The sequence below is a fragment of the Bacteroides sp. HF-4919 genome, assembly GCF_018860125.1.
In genome coordinates this window covers 33588-53275 of record NZ_JAHKNF010000007.1, presented here as the reverse complement: position 1 = coordinate 53275, position 19688 = coordinate 33588, and the positions used below count along the sequence as shown (strand labels likewise).

The window sequence follows — 19688 nt, the reverse complement described above, 5'->3', positions numbered from 1 at the left end:
CACGATATTTATTGGAAAATTTTATATTTTTGCAGTCAAGAGCTGTGGTTGCTTATGGATGCTTATTTTCGGATTTGCGATATAATTGCAACACGTGTACGCAAGTTGCTCATACAGAGATACTGTTGATTTTGAAGAAGTGAAGTAAGTAAGTTCTAAACAATAGGTCTACATATAGAAGGCCGCTGCAAGACGAGTGCTTGTGGCGGCCTTTATTTGTTTGAACTAATTTTAACTATTCCGGTGAAACCAAGCAATCTCCGGATTGTTGTACTCTGCAACGGTATAACGGACGGAGATATGTTTGGAAAATCAGGTGATTTAGAGGATATGAGGAAATGGCGGGTATGGAAGCTGAAATTGATAGATGCCCGTCTTTATTTTGTCAGTATATTCGTGGGATTGTTGACAGGGCTTGTTGCTGTACCCTATCACTATCTGTTACAATTCTTTTTTAATACTCGTAGAAACTTTTTTGATTCACAGCCACATTGGTATTGGCATATTCCTATCTTTTTGTCTTTATGGGGTATCCTCTTATTTGTGATGTGGTTGGTGAAAAAGATGCCGTTGATCACCGGTGGGGGGATTCCTCAAACCCGTGGAGTGATTAACGGACGTATCTCCTACAAGCATCCTTTTATAGAGTTAATATCTAAGTTTGTGGGAGGAGTGTTGGCGTTGAGTGCCGGTTTGTCTTTGGGACGTGAGGGACCCTCCGTGCAGATCGGCTCTTATATCGGTTGTCTGGTGTCTAAATGGGGAAGAGTGCTTGCCGGTGAACGAAAACAACTGCTTGCCGCCGGTGCAGGTGCCGGATTGGCTGCTGCTTTTGCCGCTCCCTTGGCTTCTTCGTTATTGGTCATTGAGTCTATCGAACGTTTTGATGCACCTAAGACCGCCATAACCACTTTGCTCGCCGGAGTGGTGGCAGGTGGTGTGGCGAGTATGATCTTTCCCATTAACCCTTATTTCCAGATTGACGCTATTTCTCCCGGACTGGTTTTTTCTTCACAAGTCAAATTGTTCTTATTGCTGGCTGCGGTAATTTCCGTATCCGGTAAGATTTATTCGGTTATTACAGTTTGGTTTAAGCGACTTTATCCGGCCATCAAGCATCCGGCTTATGTGAAGATGCTCTATTTGTTGTTTATTGCTTATTTAATATCACTCACGGAAGTGAATCTGACCGGTGGAGGTGAACAATTTTTATTGGAGCAGGCGATGCATGCTGATACCCATATTATGTGGATTGTGGGGATGATGATTCTGCACTTTGTTTTTAGTGTGCTTTCGTTTTCTTCCGGATTGCCGGGAGGAAGTTTTATTCCCACTCTGGTTACCGGGGGACTGATCGGGCAGATCGTTGCTTTGATTCTGGTACGTCAGGGCATTATCGGATACGAAAATATCAGCTATGTCATGCTGATATGTATGTCTGCTTTTTTGGTTGCGGTGATCCGGACTCCTTTGACAGCAATCGTTTTGATTACTGAGATCACCGGACATCTGGAGGTTTTCTACCCCTCCATTGTTGTGGGAGGGCTGACCTACTATTTTACGGAGATGTTGCAGATCCAGCCGTTTAATGTGACACTTTATGATGATATGATTAATTCTCCTGATTTTCAGGAGGAGAAGCGCTATACTCTTTCTGTGGAAGTGATGAGCGGTTCGTATTTTGATGGGAAGATGGTAAGCGAATTACTGTTGCCGGAACGTTGTGAAATTATCAACATACACCGAGACAGGAAAGATATACCCCCGGCAAAGCAGAAACTTGTTCCGGGGGATCAGGTGCAGATTGAGATGGATGCACAAGATATTGAAAAATTATACGAACCTTTGGTAAGTATGGCCAATATTTATTGAGCTTGTTCTCTCAGCCAAGCTATTTCTTCGGGCCACAATGTTTCATCGATGGTTTCCAGAATCAACGGCATGTTGTCGAAACGGGGATCTTTCATTAGTTTCTCAAAGAAAGCGAAACCGATTAATCCCTTACCGATGCTGTCGTGACGGTCTACACGACTTCCCAATTCTTTTTTTGAATCGTTGAGATGCATTCCCCGCAGATATTCAAATCCGACCACTTCACCGAATTCTCCGAAGACATTATCATAATCATTCAGAAAGTCATAACCGGCTGTAAAGGTGTGGCAGGTGTCCAGGCACACTCCTACACGGCTTTTATCTTCCACGCGGTCGATGATGTATTTCAACTGCCAGAATTCATTTCCCAGGTTGCTTCCTTGTCCGGCAGTATTTTCAATAACGGCAGTTACTCCTTGGGTCTTTTCCAAAGTCAGATTGATGCTTTCTGCGATCCGATCCAGACATTCTTCCACCGGTATCTTGTTGAGGTGGCTGCCGGGATGGAAGTTCAGCAGTTTCAGTCCCAATTGTTCGCAACGTTGCATTTCGTCAAGGAAGGCAGCCCGGCTTTTGGACAGTCCCTCTTCTTCGGGATGTCCCAGGTTTATCAGGTAACTATCGTGCGGGAGAATGTATTCGGGGGCGAAGCCGAATTTCTCACAATTTTCTTTGAAGAGACGGATACTATCTTCGGTTAGTGGTTTACTGACCCACTGGCGTTGATTTTTTGTGAAGAGGGCGAACGCATTGGCCCCGATCTTATGTGCATTAACAGGAGCGAACTCTACGCCTCCCGATGCACTGACATGTGCTCCGATATATTTCATAATTCTTTTCTTTGATTTATATGCAAAGATAACATTTCCATAACAATATATGTTTTGCCCCATAACAATATATGTAATGAGTGATTACATATATTGTTATGGGGCAAAAGCTCAGATGGGCTTAATGATTAAGCTAAGTTTCCTATTTCATCCAGATTCTTCTGGATATCATCATCTGTAAGCGAATAGTTTACCAGATCACCGGACAGGTATTTGTCATACGAAGCCATATCGATCAGTCCGTGACCGGACAGGTTGAACAAAATCACTTTCTCTTCTCCGTTTTCTTTGCATTTGTTTGCTTCACGGATGGCTGCTGCAATGGCGTGACATGATTCCGGAGCAGGGATAATGCCCTCAACTTGTGCGAACAGGCATCCTGCTTCGAATGATTCCAACTGACTGATATCTACTGCTTCCATCAGTTTGTCTTTCAGGAGTTGCGAAACTATTACTCCGGCACCGTGATAACGAAGTCCGCCTGCATGGATATTGGCTGGGGCAAAGTTATGTCCTAATGTAAACATAGGCAACAGTGGAGTATATCCGGCTTCATCACCGAAGTCGTACTGAAACTTGCCTCGGGTAAGCTTCGGGCAAGATGCCGGTTCGGCAGCGATGAAACGTGTCTTTTTACCTTCAAGTATGTTGTGACGCATGAAAGGGAATGCGATACCACCGAAGTTGGAACCGCCACCAAAGCAGGCAATCACCATATCAGGATATTCGCCGGCCATTGCCATCTGCTTTTCGGCTTCCAGACCGATCACTGTCTGGTGAAGAGTGACATGGCTCAAAACGGAACCTAATGTATATTTGCAGTTAGGAGTAGTTTGTGCCAGTTCGATTGCTTCGGAGATGGCAGTCCCTAATGATCCCTGATGATTGGGGTGTGCAGTCAGAATATCTTTTCCTGCACGGGTTGACATTGAAGGGGATGGGGTCACCTGGGCACCGTAAGTTTGCATGATACTGCGGCGGTAAGGTTTCTGTTCATAGCTGATCTTTACCTGATAGACGGCTGCTTCCAGACCGAAGAGTTTAGCGGCATAGGCCAAAGAGGCTCCCCATTGTCCCGCTCCGGTTTCGGTTGTTACGTTTTGTACGCCTTCTTTTTTGCAATAATAAGCTTGAGGGATGGCAGAATTTAATTTGTGTGAACCCATCGGACTGACACTTTCATTCTTGAAATAGATATGTGCCGGTGTGCCCAATGCTTTTTCCAAACCATAGGCACGAACCAATGGAGTACTACGGTAATATTTATACATTTCACGAACTTCTTCCGGTATTTCGATCCATTGGTCAGTCTGGTTCAGTTCCTGACGGCAAAGTTCTTCTGCGAAGATCGGATACAGGTCTTCTGCCTTTAATGGCTGTTTGGTTCCCGGATGCAACGGAGGCATTGGTTTGTTCACCATGTCGGCTTGTATGTTGTACCAATAGTGTGGAATTTCTTCTTCAGGCAGCATGTACCTTTTTTTCTTGTCGCTCATAATATTGTAGTTATTTGATTATTCTGATGCCAAAAGTAAGTATAATTTTTAAGAATTATATGATTTCAGCAACAAAGAATCGGATATGTTTGTTATTTTAGTTAAGTTTGTGCGACTCAATTAATATGCAATCCGATGAAGATATATCATAAATTCTTTTTATATCAGAATAAATTATTGCAGCCTTACGTACGACTTTTGTTACGATTAATGGCAATCATTACCTATCTGGCCTCCATTATGCTGATAGTGGGAGTGATCTATGAACATGGCTTTACGCTTTCTGCACATGAAGTTACGAAAATACATCTTCTCTATAAGACGGTCTGGATTATATTCTTGATTGACGTCACCCTGCATATATTACTTGAATACAGGGATACGAAAAAGAATTTCCGGAAACTTGCCTGGATACTGAGTTGGTTGTTATATCTGACTCTGATACCTGTCATTTTTCACCGTCCCGAAGAAGGAGGGGCTATCTTGCATTTGTGGGAGTTCTTACACGGCTACTTTTATCACATTATCCTGCTGTTGCTTTTTTCTCTTTTGAATTTATCGAACGGATTGGTACGCCTTTTAGGAAGGCGGACGAATCCTTCTCTGATCTTGGCTGCCAGCTTTTTGGTGATTATTATAATTGGAGCGGGATTATTAATGTTGCCTCGTTGTACGGTAGACGGTGTTACATTATCGTGGGTCGATGCGCTGTTTACTTCTACCAGTGCCGTATGTGTAACAGGGCTGGTACCTGTTGATGTGTCTGCCACCTTTACTCCGGCGGGACTGACAGTGATCATATTGCTGATTCAGATCGGCGGTTTGGGAGTCATGACTCTGACCAGTTTCTTTGCTATGTTCTTCATGGGAAATACTTCTCTGTACAATCAGTTAGTGGTACGTGATATGGTAAGTTCCAATTCGTTGGGGTCATTACTTTCCACCTTGTTATATATATTGGGTTTCACTTTGGTGATTGAAGGAGTCGGTATGCTGTCCATTTGGTTCAGCATACACGGTACACTGGGGATGGATGTACAAGATGAACTGGCTTTTTCTGCCTTCCACTCTATTTCAGCTTTCTGTAATGCGGGATTTTCTACATTGCCGGGCAATTTGGGTAATCCGATGGTAATGACTAATCATAATTGGCTTTATATAACTGTGTCGTTCCTGATCATTTTCGGAGGAATCGGTTTCCCGATTCTTGTTAATTTCAAAGATATTATTGTTTACCATGCCCGTCGTTTCTGGCGTTTGATTCGTACCCGTCAATGGGACAATCACCGGGTGCACCATTTATTTAACCTGAATACTAAGATTGTCCTGATAATGACTGTCTTATTGCTTGTTTTTGGCACGATGGCCATTGCAATTTTTGAGTGGAATCATTCGTTTGCCGGTATGTCAATTGCTGATAAGTGGACACAGGCTTTCTTTAATGCCACTTGTCCCCGAACGGCCGGATTCAGCAGTGTCGATTTGACTTCACTCAGTATACAGACCATTATGCTTTATATTGTTCTGATGTGGATTGGTGGTGCGGCACAGTCTACGGCCGGTGGTGTGAAAGTAAATGCGTTTGCCGTGGCCTCACTCAACTTAATTGCGGTTTTGAGAGGAACAGAGAGAGTAGAAGTTTTCGGTCGTGAGTTGTCATACGATTCTATTCGTCGTTCCAATGCGGCTGTGGTTGTTTCATTGGGAATCTTGTTTGTATTTATATTTATTTTAAGTATACTGGAGCCTAAGATGTCCATCATGACCCTGACCTTTGAATGTGTGTCGGCTTTAAGTACGGTTGGTTCCAGCCTGAATGCGACTCCTTTGCTGTGTGACGAAAGTAAGTTGCTGGTATCATTGCTTATGTTTATCGGCCGTGTGGGATTTATTACATTGGTACTGGGCATTGTGAAACAGAAAAAGAATACGAAATACCGTTATCCGAGCGATAACATTATCATAAACTAATCAGTTGAATTCATTATGAAATACATTATTATTGGTCTTGGAAATTACGGTCATGTGTTGGCCGAAGAACTTTCTACCTTAGGGCACGAGGTGATAGGGGCTGATTTGGATGAAGGGCGGGTAGATAGCATAAAAGATAAGATTGCCACAGCCTTTGTGATCGATGCGACGGACGAGCAGTCTCTTTCCGTCTTGCCTCTCAACAGTGTTGATATGGTGATTGTCGCTATCGGTGAAAATTTCGGAGCTTCAATTCGTGTGGTGGCTATGTTGAAGCAAAAGCAGGTAAAGCATATTTATGCACGTGCCATTGACGGGGTTCACAAAGCGGTACTTGAGGCTTTTGGGTTGGAGAAGATTTTGACTCCGGAGGAAGATGCGGCCCGGAGTTTGGTGCAGCTATTGGATTTTGGTACAAAGATGGAAACCTTTCGGGTAGATTCAGAATATTATGTGGTTAAGTTCAATGTTCCCGAGAAGTTTGTCGGTTATTTTGTTAACGAGTTGAATTTAGATGAAGAATTCAATTTGAAGTTGATCGGATTGAAGCGTTCCAATACGATCAAGAATTGCCTGGGTATTTCTTTGGTGGAGCACAAGATTGTAAACGAATTGCCGGAAGATGCCAAGATACGTCCGGATGACGTATTGGTGTGCTATGGTAAATATAGTGATTTTCAGAAATTGTGGAAGGCATTGTCATAAGGGTAAATTATAGTGAGATTATGCTCTTTCTTTATATAAATGCGCCTCAAATGTAACAGAATGACATTTGAGGCGCATATCGAAGAAGTTAGATTATCCTTTCAAGGCTTCTTCCAGATCAATACCTAATGCTTGAGCTACTCCTGTGCCATAAGCCGGATCAGCTTTGTAGCAGTTGCGTACATGCCGTTGTTTGATGAACAATTCTGCGTCACCCATGGCGCGTGCGGTATTTTCAAACAATAATTGTTGTTCATCCGCAGGCATCAGTCGGAACAAATCACCCGGCTGACTGTAGTAATCGTCATCATATTCACGTTCGTTATAGTTGAATACATCTCCGTGAACCTTTAAAGGCGGTTCTTTTTTCTCAGGCGAGTCTTGCCATTCGCCATAACTATTCGGTTCATAGCCTTTGGCTGAACCATAATTGCCGTCCACTCGCATTGCTCCGTCACGGTGGAAAGCGTGGAACGGACAACGTGGTTTGTTTACCGGTATCTGCTCTGAGTTTACACCCAATCGGTAGCGCTGTGCATCACCATAAGAAAATAATCGTCCTTGCAACATCTTGTCGGGTGAGAAGCCGATACCTTCAACAATGTTCATCGGATTGAAAGCAGATTGTTCTACTTCTGCAAAATAGTTTTCCGGATTACGGTTCAATTCAAGAATGCCTACATCCTGCAATGGGAAATCTTTGTGTGGCCAAACCTTGGTAAGGTCGAACGGATTGATACGATAGTTATCTGCTTCTTCTTCAGTCATCAACTGAATTTGGAACTTCCATTTTGGGAAATCACCCCGTTCGATGCTTTCGTATAGGTCACGTTGATGCGATTCACGATCTTTGGCGATGATTGCTTCAGCTTCCTGATCAGTCAGGTTTTTAATGCCCTGCATAGTCTTTAGATGAAACTTAACCCAAATTCGTTTGTTTTCTGCGTTTAGGAAGCTGTAAGTATGGCTGCCGAATCCGTGCATGTGGCGATAAGAAGCCGGAATGCCGCGTGGACTCATGGTGATAGTTACCTGATGGAGAGCCTCGGGCAACAAGGTCCAGAAATCCCAATTATTGTTAGCGCTACGCATGTTGTTGCGTGGATCGCGTTTTACAGCATGATTTAAATCAGGAAATTTTAGAGGATCGCGCAGAAAGAACACAGGGGTATTGTTACCTACCAGATCCCAGTTTCCTTCTTCTGTATAAAACTTCATGGCAAATCCACGGATATCGCGTTCTGCATCGGCGGCTCCGCGTTCTCCTGCTACAGTTGAAAAACGTACGAAACATTCTGTCTGTTTACCTACCTGGCTGAAGATAGCGGCTCGTGTGTACTTGGTGATATCGTGTGTGACGGTAAATGTGCCGTAAGCTCCGGAGCCTTTAGCGTGCATACGGCGTTCGGGGATCACTTCACGATCGAAATGAGCGAGTTTCTCAATCAACCATGGATCTTGTAGCATGATTGGCCCGCGGGGGCCTGCTGTCTGGCTGTTTTGGTTGTCGGCAATAGGACGACCATTAGCTGCTGTAAGTTTTTTCTTTTCCATATAGTTTTGGTTTTTACCGGAAACAAAGCTTTCAATGATGTGAAGTCTTTTACAGCTCCTCTTCCGTGTTATTACTTGACAAAAGTAGCGCTAAATTGTTTACTCGTCAAATAGATAATTTCAATCCATGGATAGGTGATATCTATTTCTATCAAAGATATCAGTTTTACTTGGATTTGCAATGTTTCGTGGGAAAAAATATAAGATGTAAGTGGTTCTATTTTTTCCAGCCGATTGTTTCCAAAAACCATTGGGTATTAGTTTCGTTCAGTTTTTGCTCCTTGAGCATTTCCGGCATTTGACTATAGTTTCTTTTGAATGCTTCTATCAGTTTGTTAAAACGTTCGGGCGAGTAATTCAGTGCAATGCTGGTCGCTTCGGTCGCTCCCATGGCAGGGGTCAATACGATCCCGGCATCCCGGTATTTGAGCGCAGTGACAGCCTTGCTGAATCGTTTGAATTGTGAAACCATTCCGTCATTTAATTCCGGGATAGAAGTCGGATATTGAATTTCTATCGTGTTTCCCTGGCTGCACGATGTTTCCGGTAGAGTGATCAGTAATGCCAATTCATCACCGATGTATTCATATTCTGCTTTGCTTCCATTCACGGTGATTGCTTTCGGAATGGCGGAACCTAATACTTTTATCTTAAACTGACGGTTAGGCGGCATGTTGCGATAGCTGCCTTTCCGAGGAGCAATCGTTACGGTTAAAAGATTATCTTTTCGTTCACAGGCCATCTGGGTACGGGCATATTCGTTGGCATAATATTTATCATTGCCGTTGTCTTCATAGAAACAGAACGAACCGCTTCCTCCGGGGAATACATTTACGATGATTTCTTCGTTATTGCTGTTCAGATTCTTCACCCGGTTGTAAAGAGGGAGTACGGAGCCCGCTTTTACGTATACCGGATATTCGGTCAGTGTAAACGAGCGTTCTACTGTCTGTCCTCCTTTCAACAAGGTTCCGGTTGTCCATTCAAACCAGTCGTTACCTTCCGGCAGCCACACCTTTACTGTGGAAAGTCCGTTTTGCATGGGAGTAGTGATGGGGGCTACCAAAATCTGGTCGCCAAACATGTATTCGTTTCTGAAATCGTATGCCTCTTTGGCTTCAGGATAATCGTAATACATCGGGCGGCAGATAGAAATACCATTATCGTAAGTCTCCCGGGCCATCGTATATATATAAGGAGCCAATTGGTAGCGGAATAGGATCGAGTTACGTAAGGCTTCGAAATAATCCCCTTTGAAATTCCATAATTCTTTATTCAGGACCGCATTCTTTGTAGAGTGAGTTCGCATCACGGGTGTCAGAGCACCGTATTGCATCCAGCGGGTGAAAAGTTCCGGATCGAGTATTTCTTTTTCACCGCCTTTGAACATGTGCCCACCGATGTCATGGCTCCAGTAACCATACAATACATTGGAGGCGCAGTTGGTAAAGTAAGGTTGGAATTCAAGCGATTTCCATGATATGACAGCATCTCCCGAGAAGCCGATCTGGTAACGGTGATTGCCCAGTCCTCCCCAGCGATGATAGAGCATCGGACGCGTATCACGGTTACGCTCCATATCCGAGAAGAAAACATAATTGATCCACCAGGTATTACTGAGGCTGTCCACTTTCTTATCATACATCCATTGCTGCCAGTCGAGCCACCAGAAGTCTACTCCTTGTTTTTCCATGGGGCGGAGTACCTTGTTCAGCATACCGTTCATAAAATGTTTGTCCGAAACTACCCAGGGGATAGGTTCGTGTTTAGCCGTATCTATTCCCATCCATTGTGCCATCTCCGGATATTTTTCTTCATAAGGGGCCACACCATCGGCAGGATGTAGATTTAGGGTAATCTTTAAGTCATTGTCTTTCAGATAACCGAGGAATTTGGCAGGATCCGGAAAGAGTCGGCGATTCCATGTCCATCCCGTCCATCCGCCGAATCCCGGTTCGGTATAGTGCCAGTCCATGTCTACCACCAATACATCCAGAGGAATATTATAAGTGTGGAAGTTGTCCACCAATTGCCGCATCTCCTTGTCCGAATAACTCCAATATCTTGACCACCAATAGCCGAATGCGTACCGGGGTGGGAGAGGAACTTTTCCCGCAAAGGCTGTATAATCTTTCAGGGCAGCTTTGTAGTCGTGTCCATAGGCCATGAAGTACCAGTCTTGTCCGTCTTTATTTTCACGTGTCTCTACCCAGGGCCATTCCGAATCATCAAACAGGAAATTTTTTGAATCGTCAATCAGAGTCCATCCGTCTGTTGAGAGAAGACCGTCTTCCAGCTTCATGTCCTGATGGCTGTATATGTTGTGGTTTCCTTCAAAACCATCCAGTGTGCGGTCCGTCCCTTTTAGGTTTCCCTTTTGCGTTGTACCGGGTGTCCACTCGAAGGGCAACATTCCTTTGGCCGATGTAATCGTTAAATTATCTTTTGTAAAAGGACCTTTTCCTTTTTTATATTTCAATTTCATACGGGCGGTACTTATCACTACCACCGCACTTTTATTTTGTACCGTGTACTCCGGAATCGGTAAGTTACGGTGGATTGCTACAAATGATGGGGCGTCGGTAAACGTACCCGAAGGACTCCATTCCATACGGATAACCCCATCTGTGAGAATGCTAAAACGTACGTTCCCATCACAATAGGCTATTGTGTTCTGAGGAGTTGCTGCCGAGAGTGAAAGGCTGAACAGAACTCCTTGCAATGCCAGTAAAAAATAGACTGCTAAATATTTCATGTTGTATTTATGTTAGTTTTTCACAAAGATAAGAGTAATATTCATATATTCGTAATAATGAATTTTAAATCTTTTTATATCTTTGCAACCTGTGCAATAATTATCGTTCCTTTAGTTACAACAGATGATAGTATGAAAAAAGACGATTTCTCAGAAATTTATGATGTTTATTTTCCGAAGTTACTGCGTTTTACCCAAACGTATCTGATTTCAGAGGATGAATCGGAGAATATTGTCCAGGAAATCTTTATCTATTTATGGGAACACAGAGATATCATCGAAACACTTCAGAACCTGAATGCCTATCTGTTTACATTGGCAAAAAACCGTTGTATCGACTATTTTCGTAAAGAGATGGTTCGTGATATCCGTAAAGGTTCGCTTTCGGAGATAGAAAACAGGGAACTCCAACTGAAACTATATTCATTGGAAGCATTTGACAATGATCGCCTTTCGGATGCTGACATTGAGGAGATATTGAATAATGCCATCAATCGCTTGCCGGAGCGTTGCCGTGAAATATTTATTATGAGCCGTTTGCAGAATCTCCGTTATAAAGAGATAGCTATACGGCTGAATGTTTCTCCCAATACGGTTGAGAATCAGATTGCCATCGCATTGCGCAAGTTAAAAGAAGAACTGAAAGACTACTTTCCCCTTTTTGTTTTCATTATCTGAAAAAGAATCCCTATTTTTGTCAAGCTATTAGGAATTACTTATTTTATATTCAAAACACAACAATGAAACACTTAGTTATTTGCATCGTCCTGATGGTGGGCGGTGCTTGCTGCTTTGCACAGCAAAAGAAAGTGGCTGCCCATAAGGCCACGAGTGGTAATCCTGTACTCCAGGGGTGGTATGCCGATCCGGAAGGCATTATTTATGATGATACTTATTGGATCTTTCCAACTTGGAGCGATGTTTACGAAAAACAGACTTTCTTTGATTGTTTCTCTTCCAAAGACCTTGTGAACTGGACCAAACATGCTTCGGTTCTGGATACTACAGCCGTTAAATGGGCTAAGAAAGCGATGTGGGCTCCTTCGGTGATTAGCAAAAATGGAAAATATTATTTCTTTTTTGGAGCGAACGATGTTCACGAAGGAGAGATTGGTGGCATTGGCGTGGCAGTCAGCGATCGTCCGGAAGGACCGTACAAAGATTTGCTGGGCAAGCCGTTGATTAATGAGATAGTGAATGGAGCGCAACCGATCGACCAGTTTGTGTACAATGATGACGGGCGTTATTATATGTATTATGGTGGTTGGGGACATTGCAATGTAGTGCAGTTGAACGATGACTTTACAGGATTGGTACCTTTCGAAGACGGTACTATCTATAAAGAAGTGACTCCGGAAAATTATGTCGAAGGACCGTTTATGTTCAAGAAAGACGGCAAATATTATTTTATGTGGAGTGAAGGAGGTTGGGGAAGCCCTGATTACTCTGTAGCTTATGCTATTTCCGATTCTCCGTTCGGTCCTTTTAAACGTGTAGCCAAAATTCTGGAGCAGGATTCTTCAGTGGCAACCAGTGCCGGACATCACTCGGTGTTGCATGCTCCCGGGTCGGATGATTATTATATTGTTTATCATCGTCGTTCGCTGAATGATAATGCGCGCGATCACCGCGCGACTTGCATTGACAAAATGACTTTTGACAAAGACGGATTTATTAAACCTGTGAAGATGACTTTTGAGGGTGTACCTCCACAGAAGATCAAGAAGAAATAAGGAAATCGTTTGGGAGATGTGCCGGAAACAGAATGGCACATGAACAAAGCTGGTTTTGTAAACGGCCGCAGATGCTGACTTTTTCAAACTGTCGATGACATTTGAAATTGCATCTGAGGCCGTTTTATTGTTTGGGATCAGTAGGGTGTCTTCGGGCAAATGCGGTGATCGTTAAGAGTGAGAAAGTGCATTAAGAAGTCCATTGCTTGATGGGATGTGCTTCTTTATGAAGTGGTGAAGTCATGACTGAAAAATCTTCTGGTCTGCATGTAAAGTTCATCTTAGCCGCTAAGATGGACATCTTGGCTGCCGAGATCTACATCTTGGCTGCTAAGATACACATCTTGAGTGCTGAGATGGACAGTATGATATGGAGAATCCCATTTTCTTTAGTATTCTGACGAACTTTGATCAGGGACTTTTGTGTGTTTGATTTTAATCTTGTGATGGGCTTGTTCAGAAGAGGTTTCCGGAGAGGGAGAGGTATGAACCGATGAAAGGCCGGGACAGGGGATTGTGATGCTTTATTCTGGCTGCACGGGTCTGATTGCAAAGAAAAAAAGTTTTTTGAAAAAAAGTTGTTTTTCTTTTAGTGGATTTTAAAGGCTGTTACGCCTTATTAATAGAAACCCTAAAAAATGAATGAACTAATAGATAAATATTTTGCAGGAGAAATGACTGACCGGGAGAAAAAAGACCTTTTCGACCGGATAGAGACGGATGAAACTCTGAAGAAAGAGTTTCTCCGGATGCAGAATGTAGTAGCGTTGACCGGAATACTTTCCCGGCAGGACGATCCTGAAGTCAGCCGAAAAGGGAAGCAGCATTTCGCGAAACTCCTGTTTCGTAAAAGATTGAAGCGGACAATTACCGTATCTTTGAAATATGCCGCTGTTTTTGCGGTGTTGATTGCAGGTACTTTCTATGTCACAAAGCAATACTTGTCAGAGGAATTCGGTAAAAACTATACTATGATTACAGCTCCCAAGGGACAGCGGGTAAAAGTGGATTTACCGGATGGAACCGTTGCCTGGCTGAGTCCTTGCAGCAGTCTCCGCCTGTCGGCATCTTTTAATGAGTCGGACCGTAAAGTAGAATTGGATGGCGCTACTTATTTTGATGTGGCAAAGAATCTTGAAAAGCCGTTTATCGTTTCGGCCAAGGGCTATCGGGTCAGAGTGCTCGGAACTAAATTCAATATATCGGCCTATAAGAATAGTGCTGAATTTGAGACGGACCTTGTAGAAGGCTGTGTTCATATTTATGATCCGGCAGATATAAGGAATGAAGTATTTCTGCAACCCAAAGAGAAGGCGGTGCTGTGGGGAGACCGTCTGATGAAGCGGGAATCAGACTTTGATAATGAAGAATACCTGAAGAACGGAATAGTGAGCTTCCTGTCGGAACCTTTCGGGAGAGTGCTGAACAGCGTCGCTTTATGGAATGACGTAATTTTCAAGATAGAACGTTCGGTCAATGCAACCCAACGCATTTCCGGTAAATTCCGGCAAAGTGATTCTTTGGAGAGTATCTTAAAAGCTTTGCAAGGTGCCATGCCTTTCAAATACAAGATAGTTAGTGAAGAAGAAATTATTATTTATTGATAAATACGGATGATACTCTAACTAAAAACAGATGCCTATGAAATAGAAAAACAGTATGAAGTGAAAAAAAGGAGGAAATGGTCTGGTACACCTTTCCCTCCCGATAAAGTCAACACATTTGGCTGGTCCTAATAAAAAACAACAAAGTATTAACCTTATTACATTGCAAAAGTATGAAAAAAAACTTATTGCTGTTATCTTATGCAATTAAACAACGTGAAATTATTCAAATCTTGCGAATTATGAAATGCACAGTCTTGCTATTATTTCTGCTTATCCTCCAGGCACATGCTGGTGTAAGCTCGCAAAATGCAAGGGTAAACATGTCTCGAAACCAACTTCCGTTAAAGGAGTTTATGGCGGAAATTGAAAGACAGACAGACTATCTGTTTATCTATAGTGATGCAGAAATCAATGCTTCTCGCCAGGTAAGTGTGAAGAAAGGTACTCATAGGGTGGCCGATTTACTGAGCGAGGTGCTCTCTAAGAATAATATTTCTTATAATTTCGCAGATAATTATATTTCTCTTCATGTACGCAAAGAGGCTGAAGCACAGTCTTTGGCTGCATCTCCCCAACAGAAAAAGAATACAATTCAAGTATCGGGAACCATCGTAGATACCGCAGGTGAGCCTATAATCGGGGCTAACATCAAATTGAAAGGTGCTCAGGGAACCGGAACGATTACGAACGTGGAGGGTAACTTTAAATTGGAAGTGCCTACCAATGGTGTACTGATCGTTTCCTTTATCGGATACCAACAGCAGGAAGTGCCGGTGAACGGAAAAACCATGCTGAGAATTAAAATGGCGGAAGACGCAGAAGTGCTTGATGAAGTGGTGGTAACAGCTTTGGGTATCAAACGCGAAGAAAAGGCATTGGGTTACGCTGTCCAGAAGGTGGGTGGAAGTAAGTTGTCCACTGTGAAACCTGTTAACATCGCTACTTCACTGACCGGTAAGGTTGCCGGTCTGAACGTAACCAACAGTACGGAGTTCAATACGGCTCCGACCCTCAAACTGCGTGGTGAGACTCCGTTATTGGTTGTGGACGGTGTGCCGTATAGCAATATCTCTCTGAATGATATCGCGGCGGATGACATTGAGTCTGTTGACGTATTGAAAGGAGCTACTGCATCGGCTTTGTATGGTGCCCGCGGAGGTTCGGGAGCTATCATGGTGACTACAAAGAAAGGTAGCCAGGAAGGACTGAATATTTCGGTAAACAGTAGTACGATGTTCAATGCCGGCTATCTGGTGTTGCCGGAAGTGCAACACGGATACAGTACCGGTCAGGGAGGTAAATATACCGCTGCCGACTTTGTTTGGGGTGATAAATTGGATATCGGCCGTACAGCCGTACAGTATGACCCGTATACTTATGAGTGGAAAGAGATGCCGTTGGTTTCGAAAGGTAAAGACAACTTTAAGAACTTCCTGGAAACAGGTTTCATCACCAATAACAATATCAGTATCAGCCAGACCGGTAAATACGGTAGTTTCCGCTCTTCTTTGTCGCATGTTTATAACAAGGGACAATATCCGAACCAGAGATTGAATAAGATTACTTATTCGGTAGGTGGAGACATGAAGTTCGGCAAACTGAGTTTCGAAGGAGGCGCGATCTACAACAAGCGTTTCTATCCCAATGGTGAAGGAGCCGGTTATGGCGGCGGCGGTTACATCTACAACCTGTTGGTATGGACAGGTACCGATTATGATGTGCGCGACTATAAAAACTATTGGAGAAAGAAAGACGAAGAACAGAACTGGATGAATGACGTGTGGTATGATAACCCTTATTATCTGGCGCATGAAATGACTTCATCGAATGATTATGATAAAGTAAATACTTACTTGTCGGGTAAATATGACATCATGCCCTGGCTGAACTTCTCAATGAGAGCTGGTGCCGATGCTTATGCCAGCCGTACGGAAAAGAAAAACGCAATGAGTGCCCGCGGCGGATGGGACAAGAACGGATACTTCTATACATCCAAATCTACCGGATTCAGTTTCAATGGTGATGCCTTGTTATCTGCCAACCACAGTTTTGGCGATTTTGCCATCGATGGTTTTGTCGGAGGTACCATCTATTATTACTATGATGATGCCATATCATCGAATACCCGTAACGGATTGAGCATTCCGGGCTATTATTCGCTGAAGGCATCGGTTGACCCGATCGCTTCTTCAAGTTCATACAAGCAAAAACAGGTGAATTCTATTTACGGAAAATTCTCTGCTTCCTGGAAGAGCACCGTGTTTGTGGATGTTACGGCACGTAATGACTGGTCGTCTACTTTGCCCTCGGAAACACGTTCTTATTTCTATCCGGCTGTATCGGGAAGTATCATCATGTCGCAGTTGCTGAAGATGCCCGAATGGCTGAACTTCTGGAAACTGAGAGGTGCCTGGACTGTAACGAAGAGCGACTTGGGCATTTATGATACGAATCAGGCTTACAGTGTAAGCACCAACGTATGGGACGGAATGAATACTGCCGTATATCCGGAAATGATTCGCAGTACAACCCTTGAACCGACTGCTGCGCGTTCTTACGAAATCGGTACTGCTTTCAATGTATGGAACAACCGTTTGCGCTTTGATATTTCTTATTATAACAAGCTGAAATACAACCTGACACGTGAAGCTACAATCAGTGGATCGTCCGGTTTTACCAAAACATTGGTGAACTATGATGAAGAGCAGGTTCGTCGGGGAGTGGAAGTTTCGTTGACAGCGTCTTTGATCCAATCAAAAGACTGGAATTGGGAAGTGAATGCTAACTGGGCCCGTGACCGTTACTTCTATGCTAAGGTTGACCCGGTGTACTCTACACAGAAACCTTGGGTAGCTGCCGGTAAACGTTGGGACTGGTATGGCATCTATGACTGGGAACGTGACCCTCAGGGAAACATCATTCATGAAAACGGTTATCCCGTACAAAGCAAATACCAGTCGGTAATGGGTAATGAATATCCGGACTGGATCTGGGGGCTTAGCACTACCTTGCGCTATAAAGAATGGACTTTGGGAATCTCGCTGGACGGACGTGTAGGCGGTATGGCTTATTCTCGTACGGAGCAGACCATGTGGAACACCGGTGTACACCCCGATAGTGATAACAAATGGCGTTATGATGAAGTGGTGAACGGCAAAAAGAACTATGTGGGCCAGGGTGTGAAAGTGGTATCGGGTAAGGTTGAATACGATACAACCGGAAAGATTATCAGTGATACGCGTGTGTTTGCACCGAACGATACACAGGTTTCGTATGAAAGCTATATCAAGAACTACAATCCGTGGTCGGGTGGCAAGGTTTACCAGAACGTTCACGACTGTACATTCCTGAAATTGCGTGAGCTTTCATTGTTGTACACAATGCCCAAATCAGTATGTGATAAACTGCATATGAAAGGCGTTACACTCGGTTTGATCGGACAGAACTTATTGATCTGGATGAAAGAGTTTAAGTATGCTGACCCGGATGTGGATTCGGACGACCTGAATTCACCTTCTATGAGATATGTCGGATTTAATGTTAAGTTTGATTTGTAAAAATGGAAATTATGAAACTAATAAATAAAACGTTGCTTTTACTTACAGCAAGTGCCGCTATCCTGGCATCTTGTAACAAGTTTGATGATTTGAATACGAACCCGGATGCCGCAACCAAGGTGACAGCCCCCATGTTGGCGACAAAACTTATCCTGAATATCACACAACAGGGTGCTGCAAAGAATTTTGTATACCACAGTATGCTGAGCAAGCAGATCGCATGGTCGGAGAATGCTTCGGATGAACAGTACAATTTGTTTGGCAGAACCGATTTTGACGGTTATACCATTCTCACAAACTGCCAGAAGATGATTGATGCGGCCAATGATGGAGATAAGGACTCGTATGCTGCTTTGGCTAAATTTATGAAGGCCTATAAGCTGTTTTATAAATCATTGGAAGTGGGCGATATCCCTTACAGTGATGCTTTGAAAGGCGAAGAGGGAGTTCAGAAGCCTAAATACGATACACAGAAAGAGGTGATGCGCCAGGTATTGGAAGATTTGGAAGAGGCTTACACTTTATTCTCATCGGGTGATGACTTTGACGGTGACCCTATCTTTGGCGGTGACACTGAAAACTGGAAAAAGACCGTGGTTGCATTCGAACTGAAGGTACTGACCCACTTGTGTAAGAAAGAGGCGGACGCAGACCTGAAAGTGAAAGAACGCTTTGCCCGACTGGCTGCCTCGGGTTCGCTGATGACATCGAATGCAGATAACTTCCAACTGGTATATTCTAATAAGGCCGGACAGCTTTATCCGTTCTACTATACACAAAACAAGCATTCTGACTATCTGATGATGTCGAGCGTGATTATCGATAACCTGAAAAAGTTCAATGACTACCGCATGTTCTATTATGCTTCTCCTTCGAAAGCCCAGACAGACAAAGGGGTGAAAGAGTCCGAGTGGGATGCTTATCTTTCGGTAGATCCTTCGGACAGCTATTCAAATATCTCTGTCCTGTACGGAAAAGGTGAATTCTGCCTGGCTAACCTTCGCTATACCCGTATTCCGGAGGGGGAACCTCTGATGCGCCTGAGCTATGCGGAGCAGAACTTTATATTGGCTGAAGGAGCTGTACGCGGTTGGATTTCGGGAGATGCTTCTACTTATTATAAGAAAGGTATAGAAGCCAGCATGAATTTTATAGCGGACAACACGCCTGATAAGGAAGAGTATACTCATGGACGTACCATTACCCAAGAGTATATACAGGAATACTTGGCACAACCGGTCATCCAGTTATCCGGTGATAAGGAAAAAGACCTGGAGATGATCTTATTGCAACGTTATCTGGCCTCGTTCCTGCAACATCCGTATGATGCTTACTATGACTACCGCCGTACAGGATATCCGGTATTGCCTATCAATCCGAATACGAACCTGAATACAGAAAAGGATAAGATCCCTACAAGATGGATGTATCCGGAGGCTGAATTCAGTTATAATCCGGATAACGCCAACGAAGCTGTTCAGCGTCAGTACAACGGTTCGGACGATGTGAATAAGTTAATGTGGATTCTCCAGTAAATTATTATTCATTTGAAGGTAAACGCACAGGTATATCCTGTGCGTCCTTCTTTATACCCAAATAATCATAACC

The 19688-nt window shown here is 43.5% G+C and carries 12 protein-coding genes; 8 read left to right on the top strand and 4 right to left on the bottom strand.

The features are described from left to right. Nucleotides 1-300 precede the first annotated feature (300 nt). On the top strand, nt 301-1872 hold the full coding sequence (locus KO473_RS13120) for a ClC family H(+)/Cl(-) exchange transporter (protein ID WP_005818840.1): 1572 nt from the start codon (nt 301-303) through the stop codon (nt 1870-1872). Here the strand turns inward: KO473_RS13120 and nfo are convergent. Together nfo and KO473_RS13110 are read right to left on the bottom strand one after the other, a co-directional pair. Continuing rightward, the gene (nfo, locus tag KO473_RS13115; protein WP_005818841.1) at nt 1866-2702 is read right to left on the bottom strand and encodes a deoxyribonuclease IV; all 837 of its coding nucleotides are present in this window, start codon (nt 2700-2702) and stop codon (nt 1866-1868) included. The genes KO473_RS13120 and nfo overlap by 7 nt on opposite strands. A 128-nt stretch (nt 2703-2830) precedes the next feature. Continuing rightward, a complete protein-coding gene (locus tag KO473_RS13110) occupies nt 2831-4198 on the bottom strand; it encodes a TrpB-like pyridoxal phosphate-dependent enzyme (protein ID WP_005818842.1) in 1368 nt (455 codons plus the stop codon). A gap of 135 nt (nt 4199-4333) precedes the next feature. On the opposite strand from KO473_RS13110, the gene KO473_RS13105 reads away from it, so the two are divergent. Both KO473_RS13105 and KO473_RS13100 read left to right on the top strand, forming a co-directional pair. After that, nucleotides 4334-6169 carry a TrkH family potassium uptake protein gene (locus KO473_RS13105; RefSeq protein WP_005818843.1) on the top strand — a complete coding sequence of 612 codons (1836 nt, stop codon included), beginning with the start codon at nt 4334-4336 and terminating at the stop codon, nt 6167-6169. A gap of 15 nt (nt 6170-6184) precedes the next feature. Beyond that, on the top strand, nt 6185-6874 hold the full coding sequence (locus tag KO473_RS13100) for a TrkA family potassium uptake protein (protein WP_005818844.1): 690 nt from the start codon (nt 6185-6187) through the stop codon (nt 6872-6874). Nucleotides 6875-6967: 93 nt separating this feature from the next. Here the strand turns inward: KO473_RS13100 and KO473_RS13095 are convergent, their stop codons facing one another. Continuing rightward, nucleotides 6968-8428: a catalase gene (locus KO473_RS13095; RefSeq protein ID WP_005818845.1), complete on the bottom strand. Its 1461-nt coding sequence runs from the start codon at nt 8426-8428 to the stop codon at nt 6968-6970. Nucleotides 8429-8645: 217 nt separating this feature from the next. Next, entirely contained in the window at nt 8646-11183 is a 2538-nt protein-coding gene (locus KO473_RS13090; protein WP_122130782.1) for a glycoside hydrolase family 31 protein, read from the bottom strand. A gap of 132 nt (nt 11184-11315) precedes the next feature. Between KO473_RS13090 and KO473_RS13085 the strand changes: the two genes are divergently transcribed. The 5 genes from KO473_RS13085 (at nt 11316) to KO473_RS13065 (ending at nt 19615) form a co-directional block, all read left to right on the top strand. Then, the gene (locus KO473_RS13085; protein ID WP_005775958.1) at nt 11316-11861 is read left to right on the top strand and encodes an RNA polymerase sigma-70 factor; all 546 of its coding nucleotides are present in this window, start codon (nt 11316-11318) and stop codon (nt 11859-11861) included. Between the two features lie 62 nt (nt 11862-11923). Next, nucleotides 11924-12916, top strand: coding sequence for a glycoside hydrolase family 43 protein (locus KO473_RS13080; protein ID WP_122130780.1), 993 nt, complete (start codon nt 11924-11926; stop codon nt 12914-12916). 638 nt (nt 12917-13554) lie between these two features. Then, on the top strand, nt 13555-14520 hold the full coding sequence (locus KO473_RS13075) for a FecR family protein (protein ID WP_005818851.1): 966 nt from the start codon (nt 13555-13557) through the stop codon (nt 14518-14520). Between the two features lie 173 nt (nt 14521-14693). Beyond that, complete coding sequence (locus tag KO473_RS13070) at nt 14694-18080, top strand: SusC/RagA family TonB-linked outer membrane protein (RefSeq protein ID WP_032543324.1); 3387 nt, start codon at nt 14694-14696, stop codon at nt 18078-18080. A gap of 11 nt (nt 18081-18091) precedes the next feature. Beyond that, a complete protein-coding gene (locus KO473_RS13065; protein ID WP_005809757.1) occupies nt 18092-19615 on the top strand; it encodes a SusD/RagB family nutrient-binding outer membrane lipoprotein in 1524 nt (507 codons plus the stop codon). Nucleotides 19616-19688 lie beyond the last annotated feature (73 nt).

What these genes read in the sequence shown, in the direction of transcription:
- KO473_RS13120 (WP_005818840.1), top strand. Translation starts at nt 301, where the DNA reads ATGTTTGGAAAATCAGGTGATTTAGAGGATATGAGGAAATGGCGGGTA.
- nfo (WP_005818841.1), bottom strand. Translation starts at nt 2,702, where the DNA reads ATGAAATATATCGGAGCACATGTCAGTGCATCGGGAGGCGTAGAGTTC.
- KO473_RS13110 (WP_005818842.1), bottom strand. Translation starts at nt 4,198, where the DNA reads ATGAGCGACAAGAAAAAAAGGTACATGCTGCCTGAAGAAGAAATTCCA.
- KO473_RS13105 (WP_005818843.1), top strand. Translation starts at nt 4,334, where the DNA reads ATGAAGATATATCATAAATTCTTTTTATATCAGAATAAATTATTGCAG.
- KO473_RS13100 (WP_005818844.1), top strand. Translation starts at nt 6,185, where the DNA reads ATGAAATACATTATTATTGGTCTTGGAAATTACGGTCATGTGTTGGCC.
- KO473_RS13095 (WP_005818845.1), bottom strand. Translation starts at nt 8,428, where the DNA reads ATGGAAAAGAAAAAACTTACAGCAGCTAATGGTCGTCCTATTGCCGAC.
- KO473_RS13090 (WP_122130782.1), bottom strand. Translation starts at nt 11,183, where the DNA reads ATGAAATATTTAGCAGTCTATTTTTTACTGGCATTGCAAGGAGTTCTG.
- KO473_RS13085 (WP_005775958.1), top strand. Translation starts at nt 11,316, where the DNA reads ATGAAAAAAGACGATTTCTCAGAAATTTATGATGTTTATTTTCCGAAG.
- KO473_RS13080 (WP_122130780.1), top strand. Translation starts at nt 11,924, where the DNA reads ATGAAACACTTAGTTATTTGCATCGTCCTGATGGTGGGCGGTGCTTGC.
- KO473_RS13075 (WP_005818851.1), top strand. Translation starts at nt 13,555, where the DNA reads ATGAATGAACTAATAGATAAATATTTTGCAGGAGAAATGACTGACCGG.
- KO473_RS13070 (WP_032543324.1), top strand. Translation starts at nt 14,694, where the DNA reads ATGAAAAAAAACTTATTGCTGTTATCTTATGCAATTAAACAACGTGAA.
- KO473_RS13065 (WP_005809757.1), top strand. Translation starts at nt 18,092, where the DNA reads ATGAAACTAATAAATAAAACGTTGCTTTTACTTACAGCAAGTGCCGCT.